The sequence below is a fragment of the Collinsella sp. AM28-11LB genome, assembly GCF_003469895.1.
Lineage (GTDB): Bacteria > Actinomycetota > Coriobacteriia > Coriobacteriales > Coriobacteriaceae > Collinsella.
Genome location: NZ_QSKJ01000002.1, coordinates 174289 through 194535, shown reverse-complemented (window position 1 = coordinate 194535; position 20247 = coordinate 174289). Strand labels below are relative to the sequence as shown.

Below are 20247 nucleotides of genomic sequence, written 5' to 3'. Positions count from 1 at the left end.
AGCTGGATTTCTACTTGATCATTCACTGGACTCAGTATGACAGTCGCACTGTCAAATTTCTTGAAAAATTGTCCTATAAGCCAATAAGCTATGGTTTCTTTCAAATAAGCATGGGATGTCTCAGTTGAAATGACCATGGCTCCTGTATTGATTTGTAAACGGAACGCTCAATAATCAGAAATTGTTGGCTCACTACTTAGTAACGAATTCATTAATGTTAAACAACAGTGGGGTGGTATCGGCGTTAGCCGATACCACCCCACTTTCAGCGAAGCAGAACTTGTCGAAGCCGAGCCCACCCAACACAGGTAGACCGTTCCTCTCCCCTAGTCCCGCTTAAACAGATCCCTCGTGTAGACCTTGTCCGCCACGTCCGCGAGCTCGTCGCTCCATCGGTTGGCCACGATCACGTCGCAGCCGGCCTTGAAGGCCTCCAGGTCGTGGGTCACCTCGGAGCCGAAGAACTCCGGCGCGTCCAGCGTGGGCTCGTAGACCACCACGGGCACGCCCTTGGCCTTCACGCGCTTCATGACGCCCTGGATGGAGCTAGCGCGGAAGTTGTCGGAGTTGGACTTCATCGTCAGGCGGTACACGCCAACGACCGGCTTCTCCTTGCCGGCGTACACGCGGTCCCACACCATCTGCAGCACCTCGTCGGCCACGAAGTCCTTGCGGGTGCGGTTGGCGTCCACGATGGCCTCGATCAGGTTCTGGGGCACGTCCCTGTAGTTGGCCAGCAGCTGCTTGGTGTCCTTGGGCAGGCAGTAGCCGCCGTAGCCGAAGCTGGGGTTGTTGTAGTGGCTGCCGATGCGCGGCTCCAGGCACACGCCGTCGATGACGTCGCGGGTGTTGAGGCCGCGGACCTCGCAGTAGGTGTCGAGCTCGTTGAAGTAGGCCACGCGTAGCGCCAGATAGGTGTTGGCGAACAGCTTCACGGCTTCGGCCTCGGTGGTGCCCAGAACGAGCTCCGGGATGCCCTTCGAGCCGTCGGCGTTCACGCGCTCGAGCTCGGCGGGATCGGCGCCCTGCGCGAGCAGGCCGGCGAAGCGCTCGGCGGCGGCCACTGCGTCGGCGTCGTCCTTCGGCGCGCCCACAACGATGCGGCTGGGGTGCAGGTTGTCGTAGAGCGCCCTGCTCTCGCGAAGGAACTCGGGGCTGAAGAAGATCTTGCTGTCGCCCAGCCTCTCGCGCAGTCCCGCGGTGTAGCCCACGGGGATGGTCGACTTGATGACGATCCAGGCATCCGGGTTCACCGAGCGAACGGCGGCGATGGCGGCCTCGACGGAGGAAGTGTCGAAGAAGTTCTTATCGGAGTCGTAGTTGGTGGGCGTGGCGATGACGGCGTAGTCGGCGCCCGCGTAGGCCTCCGCCACGTCGACGGTGGCGTGCAGGTCGAGCTCGCGCTCCCCCGCCTTGGCCTCCGCCAGGAAGCGCTCGATCTCGTCGTCTTGGATGGGCGATACGTAGTTGTTGATCTTCTCGACCTTCTCGGGCACGATGTCCAGCGCGTGCACCTCGTTGTGCTGCGAGAGCAGGACGGCGAGGGACAGGCCGACGTAGCCGGTACCGGCGACAGCGATCTTCATGTCATTCTCCAATTGTCAAAGAACAGGTTAAAAATAGCCCCAAAAGCTGTTGGGGCTTAAAATCTAGAGGCTCTTCCTCCACACCATCTTGTCCACGACGCCGGTGTAGCTCTGGATGATCTTGACCACCTTGGTGGACACGGTCTCGTCGGCGTAGTCGGGAACGGGCGCCTCGGGCAGCGACCCCTCGGCGTCGAGCTCGACGGCGGTGTGGACGGCCTGCAGCAGCCCCTTCTCGGAGATGCCGGCCAGCGTGAAGCAGGCCTTGTCCAGCGCCTCGGGGCGCTCGGTGGAGGTGCGGATGCACACTGCCGGGAACGGATGCCCGACGCTCGCGAAGAAGCTGGACTCCTCAGGCAGGGTGCCGGAGTCGGAGACAACGGCGAAGGCGTTCATCTGAAGGCAGTTGTAGTCGTGGAAGCCCATGGGCTCGTGCATGCGCACGCGCGGGTCCAGCTTGAAGCCGCTGGCCTCCAGGCGCTTGCGGGAGCGCGGGTGGCAGGAGTACAGGATCGGCATGTCGTACCTCTCGGCCAGCGCGTTGATGGCGGTGAACAGGCTCGTGAAGTTGGCCTCGGAGTCGATATTCTCCTCGCGGTGCGCCGAGAGCAGCATGTAGCGCTTGGGCTCCAGGCCGAGCTCGGTCAGGACGTCCGACGCCTCGATCTTCTCCAGGTTGGCGCGCAGGACCTCCGCCATGGGCGAGCCCGTGACGTAGGTGCGCTCGGGGGCGCAGCCGGTGTCCTTGAGGTAGCGGCGGGCGTGCTCGGAGTAGGCCAGGTTGACGTCGGAGATGACGTCGACGATGCGGCGGTTGGTCTCCTCGGGCAGGCACTCGTCCTTGCAGCGGTTGCCCGCCTCCATATGGAAGATGGGGATGTGGAGCCTCTTGGCCGCGATGGCCGACAGGCAGCTGTTGGTGTCGCCCAGGATCAGCAGCGCGTCGGGCCGCACTTGGACCATGAGACTGTAGGAGGTCGCGATGATGTTGCCCACGGTCTCGCCCAGGTCGGCTCCCACGGCGTCCAGGTAGACGTCCGGGTCGTCAAGTGACAGGTCGCGGAAGAAGATGCCGTTGAGCGTGTAGTCGTAGTTCTGCCCGGTGTGCGCCAGCAGGCAGTCGAAGTGGCGGCGGCACTTCTTGATGACCTCGGACAGGCGGATGACCTCGGGGCGGGTGCCCACGATGATCAGCAGCTTCAGGCGGCCGTCATTTGAGAAATTTGCATTAGAGTAATTGTTCATTGAATTTCTCTTTTCTAAACAAAAGCTGACCATAGAACATATCGGCTATAGCGACTTTAGTTGTCTATCAAATTTGAAACAGCAACAAAGAACACCTGCAAGCATGCATGCATACATAATTGAATAACCAAAACCAATTGCCTTAAGAAAGGATTCCATCGGCCACGAACAGGCAATCGAAAGCCCGTAAACAATGAAAGCGGCCAGAACCAAAGCGACGTTGAGAAACAACTCGTACTTCTGTTTACCAAATGCGGTGAAAGAACCAGAAAAAGAAGTCGCAACTAGTCGCATGGCGTACATAAGACATAGACAACGAATATACGAGCCTGCGATACCGTACCCTTGGCCAAAAATTAGTTCACACAAGGGAACAGCAGCTAGAAACACCACACCAAAAGTAGCAATCGAGACTGCGCTCAGAATGAGCACCAACTTAGCAATCGTTTTCGAAATCGGCTGCGATTCGGAAACACTCTCACAGATACGCTGGAAACACACTTTGCTTACATTGGAAGATATAAACATGATGGGAACATCGAGCACCCGAACGCCCATGGAATAATACCCCAGAGCAGAGGCGGAAAACAAAGCTCCAATCATCATTGTTACTAGCGATGAGGAGAAGCTATTTATCAGCTGCGCAGGCATTATAAACATAATTTGTTTTCTGCCACGTATGAGCAGCCCCTTGATTTGGGAAAACGTTATGCGAGGTCTATTCTTAAGTCCTTGAAAATAGCGTTTCATCTGCAGTCTATAGCCTAAAACGGGAGCAACAGCATAGCCGGCGAGAAGCCCTTGCGCGCCAAATATTAGAAAACCTGACGCGGTCTGTATAGCAGCTCGGACAAGCTCGCGAAGGGCTTCCAGTTTTGAAATAAGTTTATATTCTTTGTACCTGTTGTTATAGCTAATGAACAGAAAACGTAACCCATTTGTCAATACCAGGATCGGGGCAAAGTAAATTAGCGATCCGTATTGAAGTAAAACTACATTCGGGAAAAAAATCTTACAGACGATTAAGAAAAAAAATAACCCAAACGCAACGAAAAAGCAGGCCAGGACACAGATATCTGTAATATACTGCGCCCTCATATCATCCTTTTCGGAAACAATTAAGAGGTCCAGTTTCAGAGATGCAATAGGTATTAAAATGTTTGCAACGGATATTACGAAAGTATAGATGCCTAAATCAGAAGCTGGAAAAATGCGAGATAGTAAAGGCTGGATAAGGACGTTAATTCCTTGAGCAAGTAGCGTCCCAAGACCCATAATTGCAATATTTTTGCCAAGCCCATCTTTTTTTAAAGCGTTAATCACGCGGTACCGACCCCAAATCTTTAGAGATTCCTGCATTGCAGAAAACAACGCACCAGAAAGCAAGCGTTATAAGCAATTCTGGTCGAAATAGAAAGCTCTCAACGAAGCTATATGCGAGGACACCACATATAAAAGCAAGTTTTGAAACTTCAGCGTGAATAGCTAAATTGACGATTGCCCTCTGGATGACGATTAAAAGTAAAACGAGAAGAGGCAATCCGTAATTAGCGACAGTAACAAGGCAGAAATTGTCCAACGAAAAGTTGACAGGACTGCCTGTTACCCAATCAGAAATTGTTAAATTGCTTGCAAAGGCTGAAAATAAACTAGGCCGACCGCTCAACAGATCATTCACTGGAGTATTCTCTAGCAGCGGCAACGCAAATGAACCAACCACTACGAATGCTAGTACGCCGGTGGAAATTACAGCTGGTAAACCATTGTGTCCAAAATGATATGACAGTTGAAACAAAATATAGCAGGTACAAAAAACGATACAGCAAGCATAGAGACCTCGTGTATCTGTTACATTTGCGATATATAACAAAAAGGCAAATAACGCTGCAAAAAACAATGATTTTCTGAATTTAGGAATTAAAACCAGAGTAATGGCGGCACAAAAGAAAAGGGATGTTTGATTCGGATTTTCGAAACCAAGAGTTCTTCTAAAACGTCCTTTTGTGCTTATATATGAAAAATCAGGAAGAACGTGAGCGAAGAGCAGGACAAGGTTTAATGCTATTAAAATTACTGCAGATACTGCAATGATCTTAGTAGCGTATTTCTCGCCTAAACGACGACTAACCAATATAAATAAAACTACGAGCAGCAGGTTTAACGAGCTTTCGCCATGATATAAAAACGAGATTAGCAATAATCCTACAATCAAGATTTCGATTACGGAAAGCTTGGCTGAGCGCAGCTCGAATAATAGAGCGATGACAAAACCAATAACAGCAACCAAACGTAACTGGGATTTTAGGCCTGCAGCCAGTCCGGTGCAGTACAGCATAAAATTCAAAGAAAGAAGGAATACTGATATCGTGAAAAATAGCTTGGAGATTGGAACGTCTGCCACGCTTCTAGATAAAGAAATCTTATTGCATGCACTGTATCTGCTTTTTTCAGCCACTGATTTAGACATGGCCATCAACATCCAGCCGAGTCATGTTGCTATTCGTCAATTCAAGTAGCGCCTTCAGATACCTACGCCTCAACTTATCAAATTGGACCTTCGAATTGAAGTAATCAATTGCTGCCTGTCTTCTATTTAACATTTTCGTTGTATCTGAATCAACAATCGACTGCAAAGTCTCAACCCATTGCTTAAATTCTTCAATGGGGATCGCCGTACCAGCGTTCTCGAATTCGTTAAAATCCCAAGGAGTTTGATCACTTACAAGCACGGGACATCCGGCTGACAAGGACTCCGCAATTACATGTCCATAGTTTTCGCTCAATGTAGGGAAGACAAAGCAGTCATAATTTGCGAAAGTTTTCGCAGCCTCGCCCTGCCCGACCGTTCCTTTATATGACACCTTTATCGAATTTGGTAGTTCTTTTACGGCGCGGAGACACTCGTCCCAATAATCGTAATCTTCAATTGGCCCGTAAATATCGAAAGTCAATTTTCCTCGGATCCCTGCAATTAAATCTATCGCCTTGCGAAGATTTTTCTTGGGTACAATGCGCGAAATGAATACGAGCTTAGCTTCACCTGGTTTCTTTTCTGGATGATCGTAGTTTTCAGATGGCATGGAAGGCACGTTGGTCAGGAAGTAGCAGCGGATAACTTTGCCGAAATATTTCCTTATGCCCTCAAGCTCATCTTGACTCGTGTATTGAAAACTAATATCGCGAACTAGGCCCGAAGCGCGGAGGAAAGAAATGTAGGGAAGTTTTTTATACTTCTTCTTCATCGCCCCGGGGCATAATTCACCCCTCGGAGCAAGAAGAACAGGAATGTTATTCTTCTTCGCGAGCATTAAACATGGCACTATACAGTCTGCAAATAAACTTTGTAAATAGAGCACATCCGGCGCTACTTCGTTAATCGCCTCAGTAAAACCCTTATAGCAGTATTCGGAATCGCTTAAATATTTTACTATGCAATTACCCCGATCGTTCCACCCGGGCTTAATGTCTTTATACGGTTCCGTTTCTCCCATGTCATGATTCTTAGTAACGATATAGCACTCATCGTCTTGCATAAGCGTGCAAAAGTTATTCACGCTAACCGGAGGTCCACCGAATTTAACGCCTGGGAAAAATCCACCGATGATGATTAATATTTTCATTCTTATTACTCCTCGCCGAATAGTGGACTGGCGAATCTCTAAACTTCCTCGAAGAAGGTGTCGGGATTCTCGGGATCGAAGGGCTCGTTGGCCCACATGATCGTGACGAGGTCCTCGGTGTCGGACAAATTGGTGATGGAGTGTGTGTAGCCGGGAATCATCTCCACGGCGCGCATGTCGGACCCCGAGACGGTGTACTCGTCGACGGGGAACGGGTTGCCATCGGCGTCCTCCCCAACCTTCCTCAGCTTGATCGATGCGGTGCCGGAGACCACCAGGAACCTCTCCCACTTGCTCATATGCCAGTGGTTGCCCTTGGTGACCCCGGGCCTTGAGACGTTGATTGAGACCTGGCCGCGCTCAGGCGTGCGCAGGAACTCGGTGAACGAGCCGCGCTCGTCGTTGTTGGGCCTGAGGCCGTAGGCGAAGTGCCCCGGCTCGTAGTAGGACAGGAACGTGCTCCAGAGCTTCTTGGAGAAGGAGCCCTCGGTGAGGTCGGGCACCGAGAGCGTCTCGCGGCTGTCGCGGAAGCTGTCGAGCAGGTAGACGATCTCGCCCAGGGTCTTCACGTCGGTCCCGGGAACGTAGCAGAACCTGTCTCCCTCTACCCTCTCGAGGCCCTCGTATCCGCAGCGGTGCTCCTCCCCCAGCAGCGCCCCCAGCATCTCGTCCACGAGGTCGTCGATGTAGAGGAGCTCCAGCTCCACCGAGGGGTCGTTGACGGTGTAGGAGCGGCCGTTGGCGATTGCGTCGCAGAAGGTCGCCACCGCGGAGTTGTAGCGCGGGCGGCACCACTTGCCGTAGAGGTTGGGGAAGCGGTAGATGAGCACTGGCGCCCCCGTGCGCTCGGAATAGTCGCGGAACAGGCCCTCACCCGCCAGCTTCGACTCGCCGTAGACCGAGCCCGCGAAGCGGCCCGACAGGCTCGCCTGCGCGGAGCTGGAAAGCATGACGGGGCACGTGTTCCCGTGGCGCTCGAGGGCGTCCAGCAGCATGGAGGCGAACCCGAAGTTGCCCTCCATGAACTCGGATTGGTCCTTGGGGCGGTTGACGCCGGCCAGGTTGAAGACGAAGTCAGCGCGGGAGCAGAAGTCCTCCAGCTCAGCGTGCGTCGAGTCGAGGTCGTACTCCATGACCTCGAGGGGAAGAAGGCCCGCGTACTTCTCGCGGCGGTCCTTGCCATCGCGAACGTTCTTCAGCGCGCAGCAGAGGTTCCTCCCGACGAAGCCCCTGGCGCCTGTGACGAGGACGCGCACCCTACTGCACCGCCTCGTGCTCGCGGCCCTCGAGCGCCAGCTGCACGTACTCGGCGGTCTTGATCTTGGCGATGGTGCCCTCCACGTCGAGCCTATCGGTGTTGTGGGAGGTGTAGGACTCGTCTGCCTGGGTCTCCACCTCGCCGTCCACGACGAACTTGTCGTAGTTCAGGTCGCGCGAGTCGCAGGCCACGCGGTAGTAGCCGCCCATGTCCTCGGACCTCAGGCGCTCCTCACGGGTCATGAGGGTCTCGTAGAGCTTCTCGCCGTGGCGGGTGCCGATCACCTGGGTGCCCACGCGGCCGAAGACCTCCTGCACGGCCTCGGCGAGGTCGCCGATGGTCGAAGCCGGCGCCTTCTGGATGAACAGGTCGCCGGGGTTGGCGTGCTCGAAGGCGAACTGCACCAGGTCGACGGCCTCGTCCAGGTTCATGAGGAAGCGGGTCATGTTGGGGTCGGTGACCGTCAGCGGCTCGCCTTTTCGGATGCGGTCGATGAACAGCGGGATGACCGAGCCGCGCGAGCACATGACGTTGCCGTAGCGGGTGCAGCAGATGGTGGTTCGGCCGGCGCCGTTGCGGGCGTTGGCGTAGATGATGGACTCCATCATGGCCTTGGACTTGCCCATGGCGTTGATGGGATATGCGGCCTTGTCAGTGGACAGGCACACGACGCGGTCGACGCCCTCCTCGATCGCGGCGTGGAGCACGTTGTCCGTGCCGATGACGTTGGTGCGCACGGCCTCCATGGGGAAGAACTCGCAGGAGGGCACCTGCTTGAGGGCGGCGGCGTGGAAGATGTAGTCCACGCCGTGCATGGCGTCGCGCACGCTCTGGGCATCGCGGACGTCACCGATGAAGAAGCGCACCTTGTTGGCGAGCTCCGGAGACCTCTCCTGTAGGCGGTGGCGCATGTCGTCCTGCTTCTTCTCGTCCCGACTAAAGATGCGGATCTCGGCCAGGTCGGTGTGCATGAAGTGCTTCAGCACGGTGTTGCCGAAGCTTCCAGTGCCGCCGGTGATCATCAAGGTCTTGTCTTTGAAAACCGTCGGATTATCCATTGAAGTGCCTCTCAATCAAGTCGCATGACCTCTTTACGTCGTAGTTCTCTTCTAGATACGCCCGCCCCTTCGCGCCCATGGTCGCGGCGGTCCCGGGCGCGAAGCGCGCGCAGGTGCGCAGGAACTCATCGGGATCTGTGCTACCGCACCGGAAGCCGAAACCGTTCTCCTCCGCTATGGTCCCGACGTCAGTGGAGGGGTCCACGGCGGCGACGACGGGCTTGGACGCCTTGAGGTAGCTCAGCAGGCGCGAGGGGAAGTTGGGGATGGTGAACCGGTGGTCGAGGAAGAGCAGGCAGACGTCCGCCGACGAGACGAGGTCATCGAACTCCTCGACGGGCAGCATCGGGTAGAGCCTCGCGTGGGCGGGACGGGACTCTGAGAAGTACTCCTCAAGCCTGGGGCGATCCGTGCCGGCGCCCGCTATGGCGAAGTAGCCCACGGGATTTATCTCATTGGCCTTCAGGCACTCGATGAGAAAACCGATATCCTGCGGCTTGCCGAGGCTCCCGCCGTAGACGAAGACCATCTCCCCCGCGGGAAGTCCAAGCTTAGCGCGGAGCGCGGGCACGTCCGGGACGGGACGGGGCGCGACAGCGACGCTGTTGGGGTTGACCTCCACGGAGCCGGCGTCGATCCAGGGCTCGTGCTCGAGCAGATATGCCCTATTGGCCTCCGACATGCACCCGATGTAGTCCGCGAGCTCGTAGGACTCCTTCTCGGTCGCTTTGAAATGTCGGAACACGAGTCCCATGGGGCCAGACTCCCTCAGCATGCCCAGGTCGAGGGAGTTTTGGGGGAATATATCCTTGAGCAGAAGGTATGCCTTTGCCCCAGTGTGCTTCTTGACCTTGCCGATGAAGCCGCAGAGCGTCGTCGGGGGCGTCGTGTAGACGACGAGGTCAAACCGCTCGTCGTCGAAGTAGCGCCGGAATGCGGACCAGTACCTGCCGCCGATGGAGAGCGTCGCCACCCCCTTCTCGAGGAGGCCGCTCTTGGTGACGTTGCCGACGGCGACCTTCAGGAGCCGGACGCCGCAGGAATCGGAGAACTCAGTTGGCAGGCCGGAGCGTCTCTCCCTGGGCACCATTGCACAGACGTCGTGGCCGCGTGAGGCGAGCTCCCTCAGGAGGTCGCTGTAGATTCCGGGCCTGTCCATGGTCTCCATGGAGACCATGCAGGCGAAGAGGATCCTCATTGGGACGACTCCCTTCTCATATGCCTTGCGGGAACGCCGACATACGTGCCGGGCTCGGTTATATCCTTGACGACGACCGCGCCGGCCCCGACCATCACGTCCGCGCAGACGGAGACGTTGTTCGAGACAGTGGCCCCGGCCCCTACCCAGGTGCCGTCGCCGAGCGCGACCGTGCCGGCGAGGTGGGCGCCGACGGCTACGTGGCACCAGTCCCCGACGGAGCACTGGTGGTCGACGGAGGCGCAGGTGTTCACGATGGAACCCCTGCCCAGGGAAGCGCCGGCGTTGACGGCCGCGCAGGGCATGATCACGGAGCCCTCGCCGATGGCGGCGCTGGCGGAAATGACTGCAGAGGGGTGCACGAGCGTGACGGGGGTGAAGCCGGCGGCGATAAAGCGCTCCGTCAGCGAGCGGCGGATGGCGGGATTGCCGATCGACACGAAGAAGCGGCACGGGCGCTGCGTGAGCGCGTTGGAAACGGACCCGACGATCTCGTGCGGGAAGCCGGGTCCGACGCATGGGTCGTCGTCGGCGAACCTGATGCCCGAATATCCCATGAGCTCGGCGATCTCAGCACATACGAGGCCGTGCCCGCTCGCGCCGACCATGAGGAGCCCCGCGCGCGAATCTTTAGCAGGCATCCCGGGTCTCCTTGCTCTCATCGCCCATGAACTCGGGCATGGTCGCCTCGCCCTCAGCGCTAATGCCGGAGCGGCGGAGCGTCGCCAGGATGGTCCTTAAGAAAATGGAGGCGTCGAGGCCGAGGGACACGTTGTCCACGTACTCGACGTCATAGAGGAACTTCTCGTCCCACGATATAGAGTTGCGGCCGTTGACCTGGGCGAGTCCAGTGAGCCCGGGACGCGCCTCGTGCCGGCGGCGCTGCTCGGCACTGTAGCGCGGGAGGTACTTCACCAGTAACGGCCTCGGCCCGATAATCGACATGTCACCCCTCACGATGTTAAACACCTCGGGCAGCTCGTCCAAGCTCGTGGAGCGCAGGACGCTGCCGAACTTGGTCAGGCGCTGCTCGTCAGGCAACAGGTTTCCGTCGGCGTCGCGCTCGTCGGTCATCGTGCGAAACTTATATAGGTTGAACACTTTCTCGTCGCGGCCGGGACGCGGCTGGCGGAACAGCACAGGGCTGCCCAATTTTACGCGCACAAGAATTGCCACGATCGCCAGTACCCACCAGAAGAGAATGAGCAGGACAAGAGACAGGCACAGGTCAATGACTCGTTTGCCATATCGCTGATAGAACGTCTCGTTACCAAGCCTACTCAAAACAACGCCTAATCACTCCGATGATTACGTCCTGCTGCTCGGGAGTCATCTTGTTGTCGGAGGGCAGGCAGAGACCACGATGGAAGATATCGGCGCCTACATCCAAAGGCAAGCCATCTGCACCTGTTGCGCCGCCGGAAATATACGCATTGGTCTTAGCTCGACCATTGCCCTCGCGCGTTACGAAAGCATTCATGCGATAAATAGGCTGCATGTGCATAGGCTTCCAAATGGGACGACCCTCGGCGTTAATGGCGGCAATAGCCTCAAGAATCTCGGTGGGACAGCTCTTGCCAGGCTCGCTTGCGTAAAGTGCCTCACTCTCGCCTCGAACCTGCTTGCACATTGCGCTAGTATCAATCAGCATGCAAGAAAGCCAGAAGTTAGGCTCGCAAACGTTGGGGTCATAGGGGTTCATGCTCACCGGCAGACCCTTGAAGCCCTCTTTGTAACGCATGTAAATAGCCTTCTTTTGGGCAATATGCTCCTCCAGATACGGAATCTGACCACGCACGACACCGGCAATTACATTGCTCATGCGATAGTTATAACCAAGCTCCTCATGCTGGTACCAGGGAGCAGCCTCGCGCGACTGGGTCGACCATTTGCGCGTTTTATCAGCTGCCTCTTTGCTTTCCGTCAAGAGCATGCCACCAGCGGAACCAGTAATGATCTTATTGCCGTTAAAGCTAATGGCGCCGATGTCACCAAACGTGCCGGTCTGACGACCCTTATACGTGGCGCCAAGTGACTCAGCAGCATCCTCAACAAGGACAGCCCCGTGCGCATCGCAAATTGAACGAAGCTCTTCGACTTTGCCAGGCGTTCCGTATAGATGCGCCGCCACAACGACCTTTGCAGTCGGATGCAGTTCGAACGCCTTTTCAAGAGCGACGGGATCCATATTCCAAGTGTCTCGCTCGGTATCGATAAATACAGGGACACCGCCCTCGTAAACAACTGGGTTCACCGTTGCGTCGAACGTCATATCGCTGCAAAGGACCTCATCACCGGGCTTAATTCCAGCAAGCTTCATGGCAAGATGCAAGGCAGAAGTACCACAAGAAAGGGCAACGGCATAGCCGCAACCAATCTTTTTAGCCATTTGGCGCTCGACTTCGTTGATATTCTCCCCTACCGTCGACATCCAGTTGGTCTCATATGCCTCGGTAATGTATTTGAGCTCATCGCCGTGCATGGTCGGCGAGCTTAGCCAAACCTTATTCTCAAAGGGCTTGATATCCATCGTGACTCCTTATCCCTAATCGTTGAGCTGTGGATGATACGTAGGTACAACCTCGGCGAGAACGGACTTGACCGTGTCGTTATCCTTGTCGAGGCAGTCGTGAAGCTTCTCGAGCTTGTCTTTGATTTCTTCCATCTTGTCGGCCTCTGCCGTGGAAATGCGAATCTCGGAATGCTCGGTAGGCAGGAGCTGCTCGTTGTCCATAAGGAGCTCCTCGTACATCTTTTCGCCAGGACGCAGGCCGACTTCTTTGATCTGGATATCTTTGCCAGGCTTAAGACCGCTCAGCGTAATTAGGTTGATGGCAAGGTCGTAGATCTTGACCGGCTCACCCATGTCCAGTACAAAAATCTCGCCGCCATGCGCCAAAGCGCCGGCAGTAATGACAAGCTTGCTGGCCTCTGGGATGGTCATGAAGTAACGCGTGATGTCCTTGTGCGTAATGGTGATAGGGCCACCCTCGCGAAGCTGGCGCTTAAACAGCGGGATGACCGATCCGTGACTACCCAGAACATTACCAAAGCGAACAGCCGTAAAGACGGTCATACTTTTTGCCGCGTAATACTGAACGATCATCTCGTCCATACGCTTGGTGGCACCCATTACGTTCGTGGGATTAACGGCCTTATCGGTAGAAATCTGCACGTAGTGGCTGCACTGGTACTCATCAGCAAGGCGCACGACATTGAGCGTGCCAAAAACGTTATTCTCGATTGCCTCGCGGGCGTTGTGTTCCATAAGAGGAACGTGCTTGTGGGCTGCAGCGTGGAAAACAACTTGTGGATGGTACTTCTCAAAGACTTTGGTAATCGCGGGGAGATGCGTAATGGAGCCGATATAGACTTGAATATCAGTGCCTTGATCATGAGCGGTCTTTATGATGTCGTGATACAGCTCATAGGTAGTGTTCTCGTAAATGTCAAACAACACGATTTGCGCAGGCTTTGCCGGAAGCAGCTGACGTACAAGCTCTGAGCCAATAGATCCGCCGCCGCCCGTGACCAAAATGCGCTTACCGGTAACGTAGCCCATCTGGTTAAGGTCAAGCGATTTTTCCTCACGAGAAAGCAAGTCACTGATTTCGACCTCACGAAGGGCAACCCTGCCTACACCATCCTGCGGAATATCGCGGACATTGGGGAGCGTGAGGACCCTATGACCTGTTTTCATGCACAGGTCATAGATACGCTGACGCTCTTCATGCGTGGCACTCGGAATTGCCACGACAATCTGTTCTGCTTCACTATCGTGCGCAATAGAAGGGATATCGGCGCAAGTACCGCAAACCTTAACGTCATGAATACGCTGGTTTTGCTTGTTGGGGTCATCGTCAACAACGGCAACCGGATCTCCGATCATATCAGGGTCTCCGTTGAGCATACGTTTGATGGAAAGAGAGCCGGTCTCACCTGCTCCTACGATGAGCGTACGCGGGAGATGCGCATCGGAATTGCTTTTAAAGCGCCAGAGCTGGCTGCCATAAATGGCGCGAATGGCAAAGCGGCCGCCACCGCAAATAATGAGGATGACAGCCCATGCCATAACGTCCTCTCGAAGGGTCATGCCCTTGCCAAATAACACGTTAAAGATAACGTCGCCAATGACTGAGCCTACCGTTACAGCAGCAACAATACGTCCAGCCTCGGAAATGCTCGCATAGCGCCACAAGCTGCTATACATATGAAAGAACCAAAAGACGACAACGTTAACAAGCGCAAGCACAAGAATAGCCGGGCATGCGCCGGCTGCTCCGCTGAGCGTCGCCCAATGCTGCGTTCCCCACGATGCAACAAACACAGCAATAAAAGTTGCAGCAACGTCATATGCCATCAACGCATACGGTTCAAAGGCGCTCAGCTTCCCCTTTTGCTTTGCGCTCTTAGATTCTGTGTTCAAAGCTCTTCTTCTCTTCCCTGTTGATCCCGTTATCCCCGGCCCTCGGGGATCCTCCCTGTTCCGTTAAACAGTCGCCTGCAGCTAGGCGATCGCCTTTTTAAGGCTTCGCATTACGCGCTGCTCGCTTGAAAGCACCGCGAGGCCAACGCGGGTGGTCACGCATCGGCCGCACAAGTTGAGCTCCAAATAAGCAGTGCTCTTGCGTCTGTTAATGGTTTTGATAAGGCCTTCGTGGCCTAGCAGCGGACCTGCCGTCACTACGACCTGGTCGCCGTCCTTTAGGGCCTCGCTCATGGGCACTACGCGGTCTCCCCTATGCGTAAAGCCGCCAATAAGCTGGACCTCTTCTTTTGCCAGCGGCACAAACTGACCATCCTGGGCAAGCACCCGGGCAAAGTCGTCCATGCGTAGCAAATACTGTTGCACGGTTCGGGGATCTGACGTATCGCAGATAAGATAACCGGGAAAGAGTGGCTTGGTTGTGTTGACCCATTCGCCGTGTACCTTGATCTCAGTTTGATATTGGGGATAAAAGAGCTCCTGCATGGCACCAGCCGGCACCACATGCTCTATGCGCTCGCGCATTACATCTTCGCGACCGTTAATGACCTGAATCACATACCACACGAGCACCACCCCCTTGCTGTCTTACGTGTGGCTCACGTGGTTTGGGTATGGCTTCGCCAGGGCGCGTGTGCGCGAAGGCGCTCCATATTCAAACCCTGAGCCCAGTTAGACAAGCACGTGGCTCTGCCCCACCGTGAACGGTATGTAAAAGCGCAGTTGCTAGAGTCGCGGACGTGTATCGCAAAAAGACCGCGACTCCAGCTGGCTGCGTGCGGCCCAGTCAAGCGGGTACAAAACTGAACCGCACGCAAACAGCTGAAGGACTGCTACGCATTGACACGCAAGCTATTAAATGCATCCTAGAATTAACTCAATGCAAATAACGTCGCATGACATCTTTATTGGAGCTCGTGGTGTTTCTGGCACCGCCGTTACGGCCGGATGCTGATCGACCCTGCGCTTTGTGGCTTGCTGAAGCCGTGAGCACAGTTGAACTCATGTAACGTTAGGTATCCTAGCACAAGCTGATAGCGAAACTGATTTGGGTTGCGTTGGACAACATATCGTTCATTTGGCGTGCTTAAGGGGGTTGTTTTGGGATGTTGTTCACGTTGGCGCAGGTTATTGGGGTGCCGCAACGGGCGCCCGAGTAAATGCAGGCAAACCTAGGCTTTAATACGCAAAAGGAATTACGTGGTGCTTACGAATAATGTACAGAACTGGGAAATAAATTGCACAACATCTTGCGGGCGTGTGGGTATGGGCGTTGCATTGCGAAGATGCTCATCACACACTAGGCACGTCTGGCTACAGAGTCAACGCCTTTAGAGGCGATTTGTTGGATAACTTTTGGGGCGCAGTTGTCGCAAATTTTGCGACAACTGCTGCAGACGGCAAACTTGAACAGGAAAGCAATTTGCAAATTTTGCAAAAATGCAGTTCAGGCCGTTAAAAATCGTATGCAAATAAAAAAGGCCACTCTATTGAGTGGCCTTACATTCACGATGGTGGAGACGAGGGGGATCGAACCCCTGACCTCTTGACTGCCAGTCAAGCGCTCTCCCAGCTGAGCTACGCCCCCGTGACGAGGAGATACTATAGGGGAAGACTTTCTTTGATGCAAGGACTTTTTTTGAGTTGATTGTCTTACTTACGGGTTTTCCTGGGACGGGGGTAAATTAGCTATTTTAGCTTTGGCGAAAATAGCTAATTTACCCCCGTCCCGATAAAACCCTCACGCCGCGATGCCTTACTTGTAGAGGTAGGCGATCGCCATCCCTTGGTGGACTTGGATCTTGGCCGTTTTCCTTACGACATTAGAGATGCCCGTGTCGGCTAACAAGCCCAGGGGGCTGTGGTCTAACTCCCATTCTAGGCCGTGTTCGCTTATCTCTGTGTTGGGAGCGATGGCGATGATGGAGAAGGTTTTACCCTCGGCGCCCTCGATGGTCCAGGTCTCCTCCTGGTGCAGGATTCTGGCCGTCACTTCGTCTTCTTCGATCCAGACGGGGGCGTCCGCATAGCCTGCCAGAAGCCCTAACACAGACAGGGCCATGTCCGGGCGGCCGCCGGTGGCGCAGGTTGCTACCACTTCGGCACCTGGCCAACGACGGTGGACGGTATCGAGCGCCAGTGCCAGATCGGTGTAGTCCTTGTAGGGGTCGTGGCGTTCAACTTCAAAGTCGGTGGCGGCATCGACTAACGCACGACCCGCATCGCTCACCGTGTCGGCATCCCCCACATAAACGTCGCAGCCCAGACCGGCGCCCAGCAGTGCGTCGAGCCCGCGGTCCACGGCGACAACATGGTCACACTCCCCTGCTAACTTACGCAACAGATCCGCGCTCGCCACCACGGGCGAGCCGCAGACCACTAATACCTTGCAAGCCACAGCCCTCGCCTATCCCTCAAACGAAAGCACACGGGCCAGATCCAGGTCTTCATAGCTGTCGATAAAGATATCGCAGTTGGCGCGCACGTCGTCGTGCTCCATACGGCCGTGCGGGTCATAAATACCCACACGCTTAAAGCCGGCGACCCCAGAGCTCTTAAGGCCAAAAACCGCGTCCTCAAACACCCAGGTGCGATCAAACTTGTGCCCATGGCGCTCCTCCAAACGACGCAGCGCCAGCTCGTACACGTCGGGGAACTGCTTGGAGCGTCCCGCCTCGCCCGTCGTGGTAATAAACTCCATATAGCGATTAAGGCCAGCACCCGAAAGGGCAGACTTCACCAGTTCGGCCGGCGTGGACGTAGCAACGCACATGGCAATACCGGCCTCCTCCGCCTGCTTCAAAAACGCAAGCAGGCCCTCGCGCGGCGGCACCTTGGAGTACCCATCAATCAAAATGTCGCTCAGCTCGCGATACAGCTCCTCGCCATTCGCGCCAATGCCCCACGTGTCGTGGTAGGCCTGGCACTCGTCCTCGAGCGACAAATGCTCAAACTGGGCAAAATCGTCGACCGTCACGTCAATACCGTGGCGGTGCAATAACTCGGGCTGGGCATAGGCCCAAACGGGGGTGCTATTAACCAGTGTGCCGTCGCAATCGAAAATAAAAGCGACATTGTGAGCGGCGGTCTGGGACATAAACATACCTTTCGATGTCAAATGGTAAACAACCTGCTAAAAACGTTTTACCAAACGTTAATCTACTAGTCTAGAAACCCTATTTGGTAAAACTGTCAAGAGTTTTACCATCGCAATTCTGCCAGTGGTATAAACATGGCGCTCGCCGATTAAACGCCGCCGCAAATCCACTTTTCTCCATAAAAGTAACGAACAGGTGTTATCGTATTTCGTGCCGAAAGTTCCACCGAGCACGCGAGGTGGAACGAATCATAGAACTATCGCCGTCCCCTCGATTCGTGCAGCCTTGGACCTTTCGCATCTAGTCACCAAGGCAACACGCTGCCGCGTCATGATGGGATCAAACGTGAGCGATACAAAGCTAAAGCCAGCAACCAAAAAGCCTGCTACCCGTAAAGCCGCCCCGCACGCACCGGAGCTCTCTAAGGACGATGTCTACCTGTTTGGCATTGGCATGTGGGAGCGCAGCTGGGAAAAGATGGGCGCGCACCCCGACACGCAGAACCGTACGCGCGGTTGGCGCTTTTGCGTTTGGGCGCCCGACGTAAAGAGCGTCCATGTCATTGGCGAATTTAACGACTGGAATGAGGAAGCCAACCCGCTGGTGCCCGTGCATACGAGCGCTATTTGGGAAGGCTTTATTCCTGGTGCCGAGCAGGGCCAGCTCTATAAGTATCTCATCGAGACCAACGAGGGCGAGAAGCTCTACAAGGCCGATCCGTATGCCTTTAAGGCCGAGTGCCCTCCGGGAACAGCGAGCGTGCTGTGGACCCTCGACGGCTATAAGTGGAACGACGCCGCATGGCTCAAGCGCCGCGCCGGCCACAACCACATGTCGCAGCCGCTGAACATCTACGAGGTGCATATTGGCTCGTGGAAGCGCCACGGCGATGCGCCGCAGGGCGATCCGGACGAGTACGGCAACTATCCTGGCCCCATGGATCCCTTCCCCGCGCAGCGCGGCGAGTTCTATACCTACGACGACCTGTCGGTGGAGCTCGTGGACTACGTGCGCGACATGGGCTACACGCATATCGAGGTCATGCCGCTCATGGAGCATCCCTTCGATGGCTCCTGGGGCTACCAGACGACCGGCTACTATGCCGCCACGTCGCGTTATGGCAACCCGCAGCAACTCATGCACCTTATCGATGCATGCCACGAGGCGGGCATTGGCGTGATCATGGACTGGGTGCCCGGCGGTTTTTGCGCCGACGCCCACGGCCTTGCCACCTTTAACGGCCATATGCTGTTTGAGCACGAGATTCACCCCAACTGGGGCACGCACAAGTTCGACTTCGCTCGTGGCGAGGTCCGCTCCTTCTTGGTCTCCAACGTGCTGTACTGGCTCGAGAACTTCCACGTGGACGGCATTCGCATGGACGGCGTGTCCAGCATGCTGTACCTCAACTTTGGCATCGACGATCCGGGGCAAAAGAAGTTCAACAAGTACGGTACCGAGGAGGACCTGGACGCCAGCGCATTTATCCGCCAGGTCAACTGCGCCGTGGAGGCGCACCACCCCGACGTGATGATGATGGCCGAGGAGTCCACCGCGTGGCCGCTCGTGACCTACCCGCCGCAGGACGGCGGTCTGGGCTTCCACTACAAGTGGGACATGGGCTGGATGAACGATACCCTGCACTACATGCAGACCGATTTTCCGTGGCGCCCCGGCAACCACGGGCTGCTCACGTTCTCCATCATGTACGCCTTTACCGAGAACTTTATTTGCCCGCTGAGCCACGACGAGGTCGTACACGGCAAGTGCTCGCTGATCGGCCGCATGCCGGGCGACTGGTGGCGCCAATTTGCCGGCCTGCGCACGCTGGCCTTCTACCAGATGACGCATCCCGGTGCCAAGCTCAACTTTATGGGCAACGAGATCGGCCAGTTTATTGAGTGGCGCTACTACGAGTCCATCCAGTGGTTCCTGACCGAGGAGTACGAGACCCACCGTCATCATCAGGCGTTTATCAAGGCACTCAACCACCTGTACACCGCCGAGCCCGCCCTGTACGAGCGCGGCTACACCGACGACGGCTTTACCTGGATCGATGCGGACAACTCCAAGCAGTCCATCGTGAGCTTTGTGCGTCAGGGCGAGGACGTCGACGACGATCTGGTGATCTTGATCAACTTTGACCCGGCGAGCTACGAGAGCTTCCGCGTGGGCGTGCCGCGCGAGGGTGACTGGGAGGTCATCTTCGATTCTGACCGTCCTGAGTTTGGCGGCAGCGGCTATGCCGGCAAGGAGCCCTACACCTGCTCGAGCGAGCCCTATCCCTGGAACGGGCAGATGGACTCCATCGAGATTAAGGTACCCGGTCTGGCAGGTGTAGTGCTTAAGCGCCGCGGTCCCAGCAGCTACAAGCCGCCCGTGGTCGAGGAGCCCAAGGCTGCGCCCAAAAAGCGCATGTCTTCGGTGAAGCCCAAGCCTGCGGCTGCTAAGAAGGCTCCGGCTAAGGCCAAGGCTACGACGACCAAGGCCAAGGCCAAGGCTGCCGCAAAGCCCGCTGCTAAGGCCGCAGCCAAGAAACCGGCTGCCAAAAAGGCCGCTACCAAGGCCAAGTCTGCTTCTGTTAAGCCGTCTGCCAAGGATGCGTAACAAAACCGTTACAGCTGTAATTACCCGCCCCGACGAGGCGTAGGATACAAGTCATAACCGTTCCGGGAGAAACATCCCCGGGGGAAAGGAA

General features: G+C 55.9%; 16 protein-coding genes and 1 tRNA gene. 1 reads left to right on the top strand and 16 read right to left on the bottom strand.

Annotated features, from left to right (window positions below):
* Positions 1 to 326: 326 nt before the first annotated feature.
* The 16 genes from DW732_RS02765 to DW732_RS02695 form a co-directional block, all read right to left on the bottom strand.
* Positions 327 to 1586, bottom strand: coding sequence for a nucleotide sugar dehydrogenase (locus DW732_RS02765; RefSeq protein WP_118098594.1), 1260 nt, complete (start codon positions 1584 to 1586; stop codon positions 327 to 329).
* 63 nt (positions 1587 to 1649) lie between these two features.
* On the bottom strand, positions 1650 to 2831 hold the full coding sequence (gene wecB / locus DW732_RS02760; RefSeq protein ID WP_118098592.1) for a non-hydrolyzing UDP-N-acetylglucosamine 2-epimerase: 1182 nt from the start codon (positions 2829 to 2831) through the stop codon (positions 1650 to 1652).
* Positions 2832 to 2876: 45 nt separating this feature from the next.
* Entirely contained in the window at positions 2877 to 4154 is a 1278-nt protein-coding gene (locus DW732_RS02755) for a lipopolysaccharide biosynthesis protein (protein ID WP_158567322.1), read from the bottom strand.
* Positions 4147 to 5298 (bottom strand): hypothetical protein, encoded by a 1152-nt coding sequence (locus DW732_RS09770; RefSeq protein WP_147356348.1) that lies wholly within the window; start codon positions 5296 to 5298, stop codon positions 4147 to 4149. Before DW732_RS09770 ends, DW732_RS02755 begins: the two co-directional genes overlap by 8 nt.
* Complete coding sequence (locus DW732_RS02750) at positions 5291 to 6451, bottom strand: glycosyltransferase (protein ID WP_118098588.1); 1161 nt, start codon at positions 6449 to 6451, stop codon at positions 5291 to 5293. The genes DW732_RS09770 and DW732_RS02750 overlap by 8 nt, the downstream gene beginning before the upstream one ends.
* Positions 6452 to 6489: 38 nt before the next feature.
* The gene (locus DW732_RS02745) at positions 6490 to 7707 is read right to left on the bottom strand and encodes an NAD-dependent epimerase/dehydratase family protein (RefSeq protein WP_118098586.1); all 1218 of its coding nucleotides are present in this window, start codon (positions 7705 to 7707) and stop codon (positions 6490 to 6492) included.
* A 1-nt stretch (position 7708) separates the two neighbouring features.
* Positions 7709 to 8767, bottom strand: coding sequence for a polysaccharide biosynthesis protein (locus DW732_RS02740; protein ID WP_118098584.1), 1059 nt, complete (start codon positions 8765 to 8767; stop codon positions 7709 to 7711).
* Positions 8760 to 9965, bottom strand: coding sequence for a glycosyltransferase family 4 protein (locus DW732_RS02735; RefSeq protein ID WP_118098582.1), 1206 nt, complete (start codon positions 9963 to 9965; stop codon positions 8760 to 8762). Before DW732_RS02735 ends, DW732_RS02740 begins: the two co-directional genes overlap by 8 nt.
* Complete coding sequence (locus DW732_RS02730; RefSeq protein WP_118098580.1) at positions 9962 to 10606, bottom strand: acetyltransferase; 645 nt, start codon at positions 10604 to 10606, stop codon at positions 9962 to 9964. The genes DW732_RS02735 and DW732_RS02730 overlap by 4 nt, the downstream gene beginning before the upstream one ends.
* On the bottom strand, positions 10596 to 11249 hold the full coding sequence (locus DW732_RS02725; RefSeq protein ID WP_118098578.1) for a sugar transferase: 654 nt from the start codon (positions 11247 to 11249) through the stop codon (positions 10596 to 10598). Before DW732_RS02725 ends, DW732_RS02730 begins: the two co-directional genes overlap by 11 nt.
* Entirely contained in the window at positions 11242 to 12495 is a 1254-nt protein-coding gene (locus DW732_RS02720) for a DegT/DnrJ/EryC1/StrS aminotransferase family protein (RefSeq protein ID WP_118098576.1), read from the bottom strand. The genes DW732_RS02725 and DW732_RS02720 overlap by 8 nt, the downstream gene beginning before the upstream one ends.
* A 15-nt stretch (positions 12496 to 12510) precedes the next feature.
* On the bottom strand, positions 12511 to 14175 hold the full coding sequence (locus DW732_RS02715; protein WP_233539335.1) for a nucleoside-diphosphate sugar epimerase/dehydratase: 1665 nt from the start codon (positions 14173 to 14175) through the stop codon (positions 12511 to 12513).
* Positions 14176 to 14472: 297 nt separating this feature from the next.
* On the bottom strand, positions 14473 to 15009 hold the full coding sequence (locus DW732_RS02710) for a KOW motif-containing protein (RefSeq protein ID WP_233539334.1): 537 nt from the start codon (positions 15007 to 15009) through the stop codon (positions 14473 to 14475).
* Between the two features lie 954 nt (positions 15010 to 15963).
* Positions 15964 to 16039, bottom strand: a tRNA-Ala gene (locus DW732_RS02705).
* Between the two features lie 168 nt (positions 16040 to 16207).
* Positions 16208 to 16849, bottom strand: a complete 642-nt coding sequence (locus tag DW732_RS02700) for a thiamine diphosphokinase (RefSeq protein ID WP_118098570.1) — start codon at positions 16847 to 16849, stop codon at positions 16208 to 16210.
* Positions 16850 to 16858: 9 nt separating this feature from the next.
* Entirely contained in the window at positions 16859 to 17548 is a 690-nt protein-coding gene (locus DW732_RS02695) for an HAD family phosphatase (RefSeq protein WP_118098568.1), read from the bottom strand.
* A 331-nt stretch (positions 17549 to 17879) separates the two neighbouring features.
* On the opposite strand from DW732_RS02695, the gene glgB reads away from it, so the two are divergent.
* The gene (gene glgB / locus DW732_RS02690; protein WP_118098566.1) at positions 17880 to 20156 is read left to right on the top strand and encodes a 1,4-alpha-glucan branching protein GlgB; all 2277 of its coding nucleotides are present in this window, start codon (positions 17880 to 17882) and stop codon (positions 20154 to 20156) included.
* Positions 20157 to 20247 lie beyond the last annotated feature (91 nt).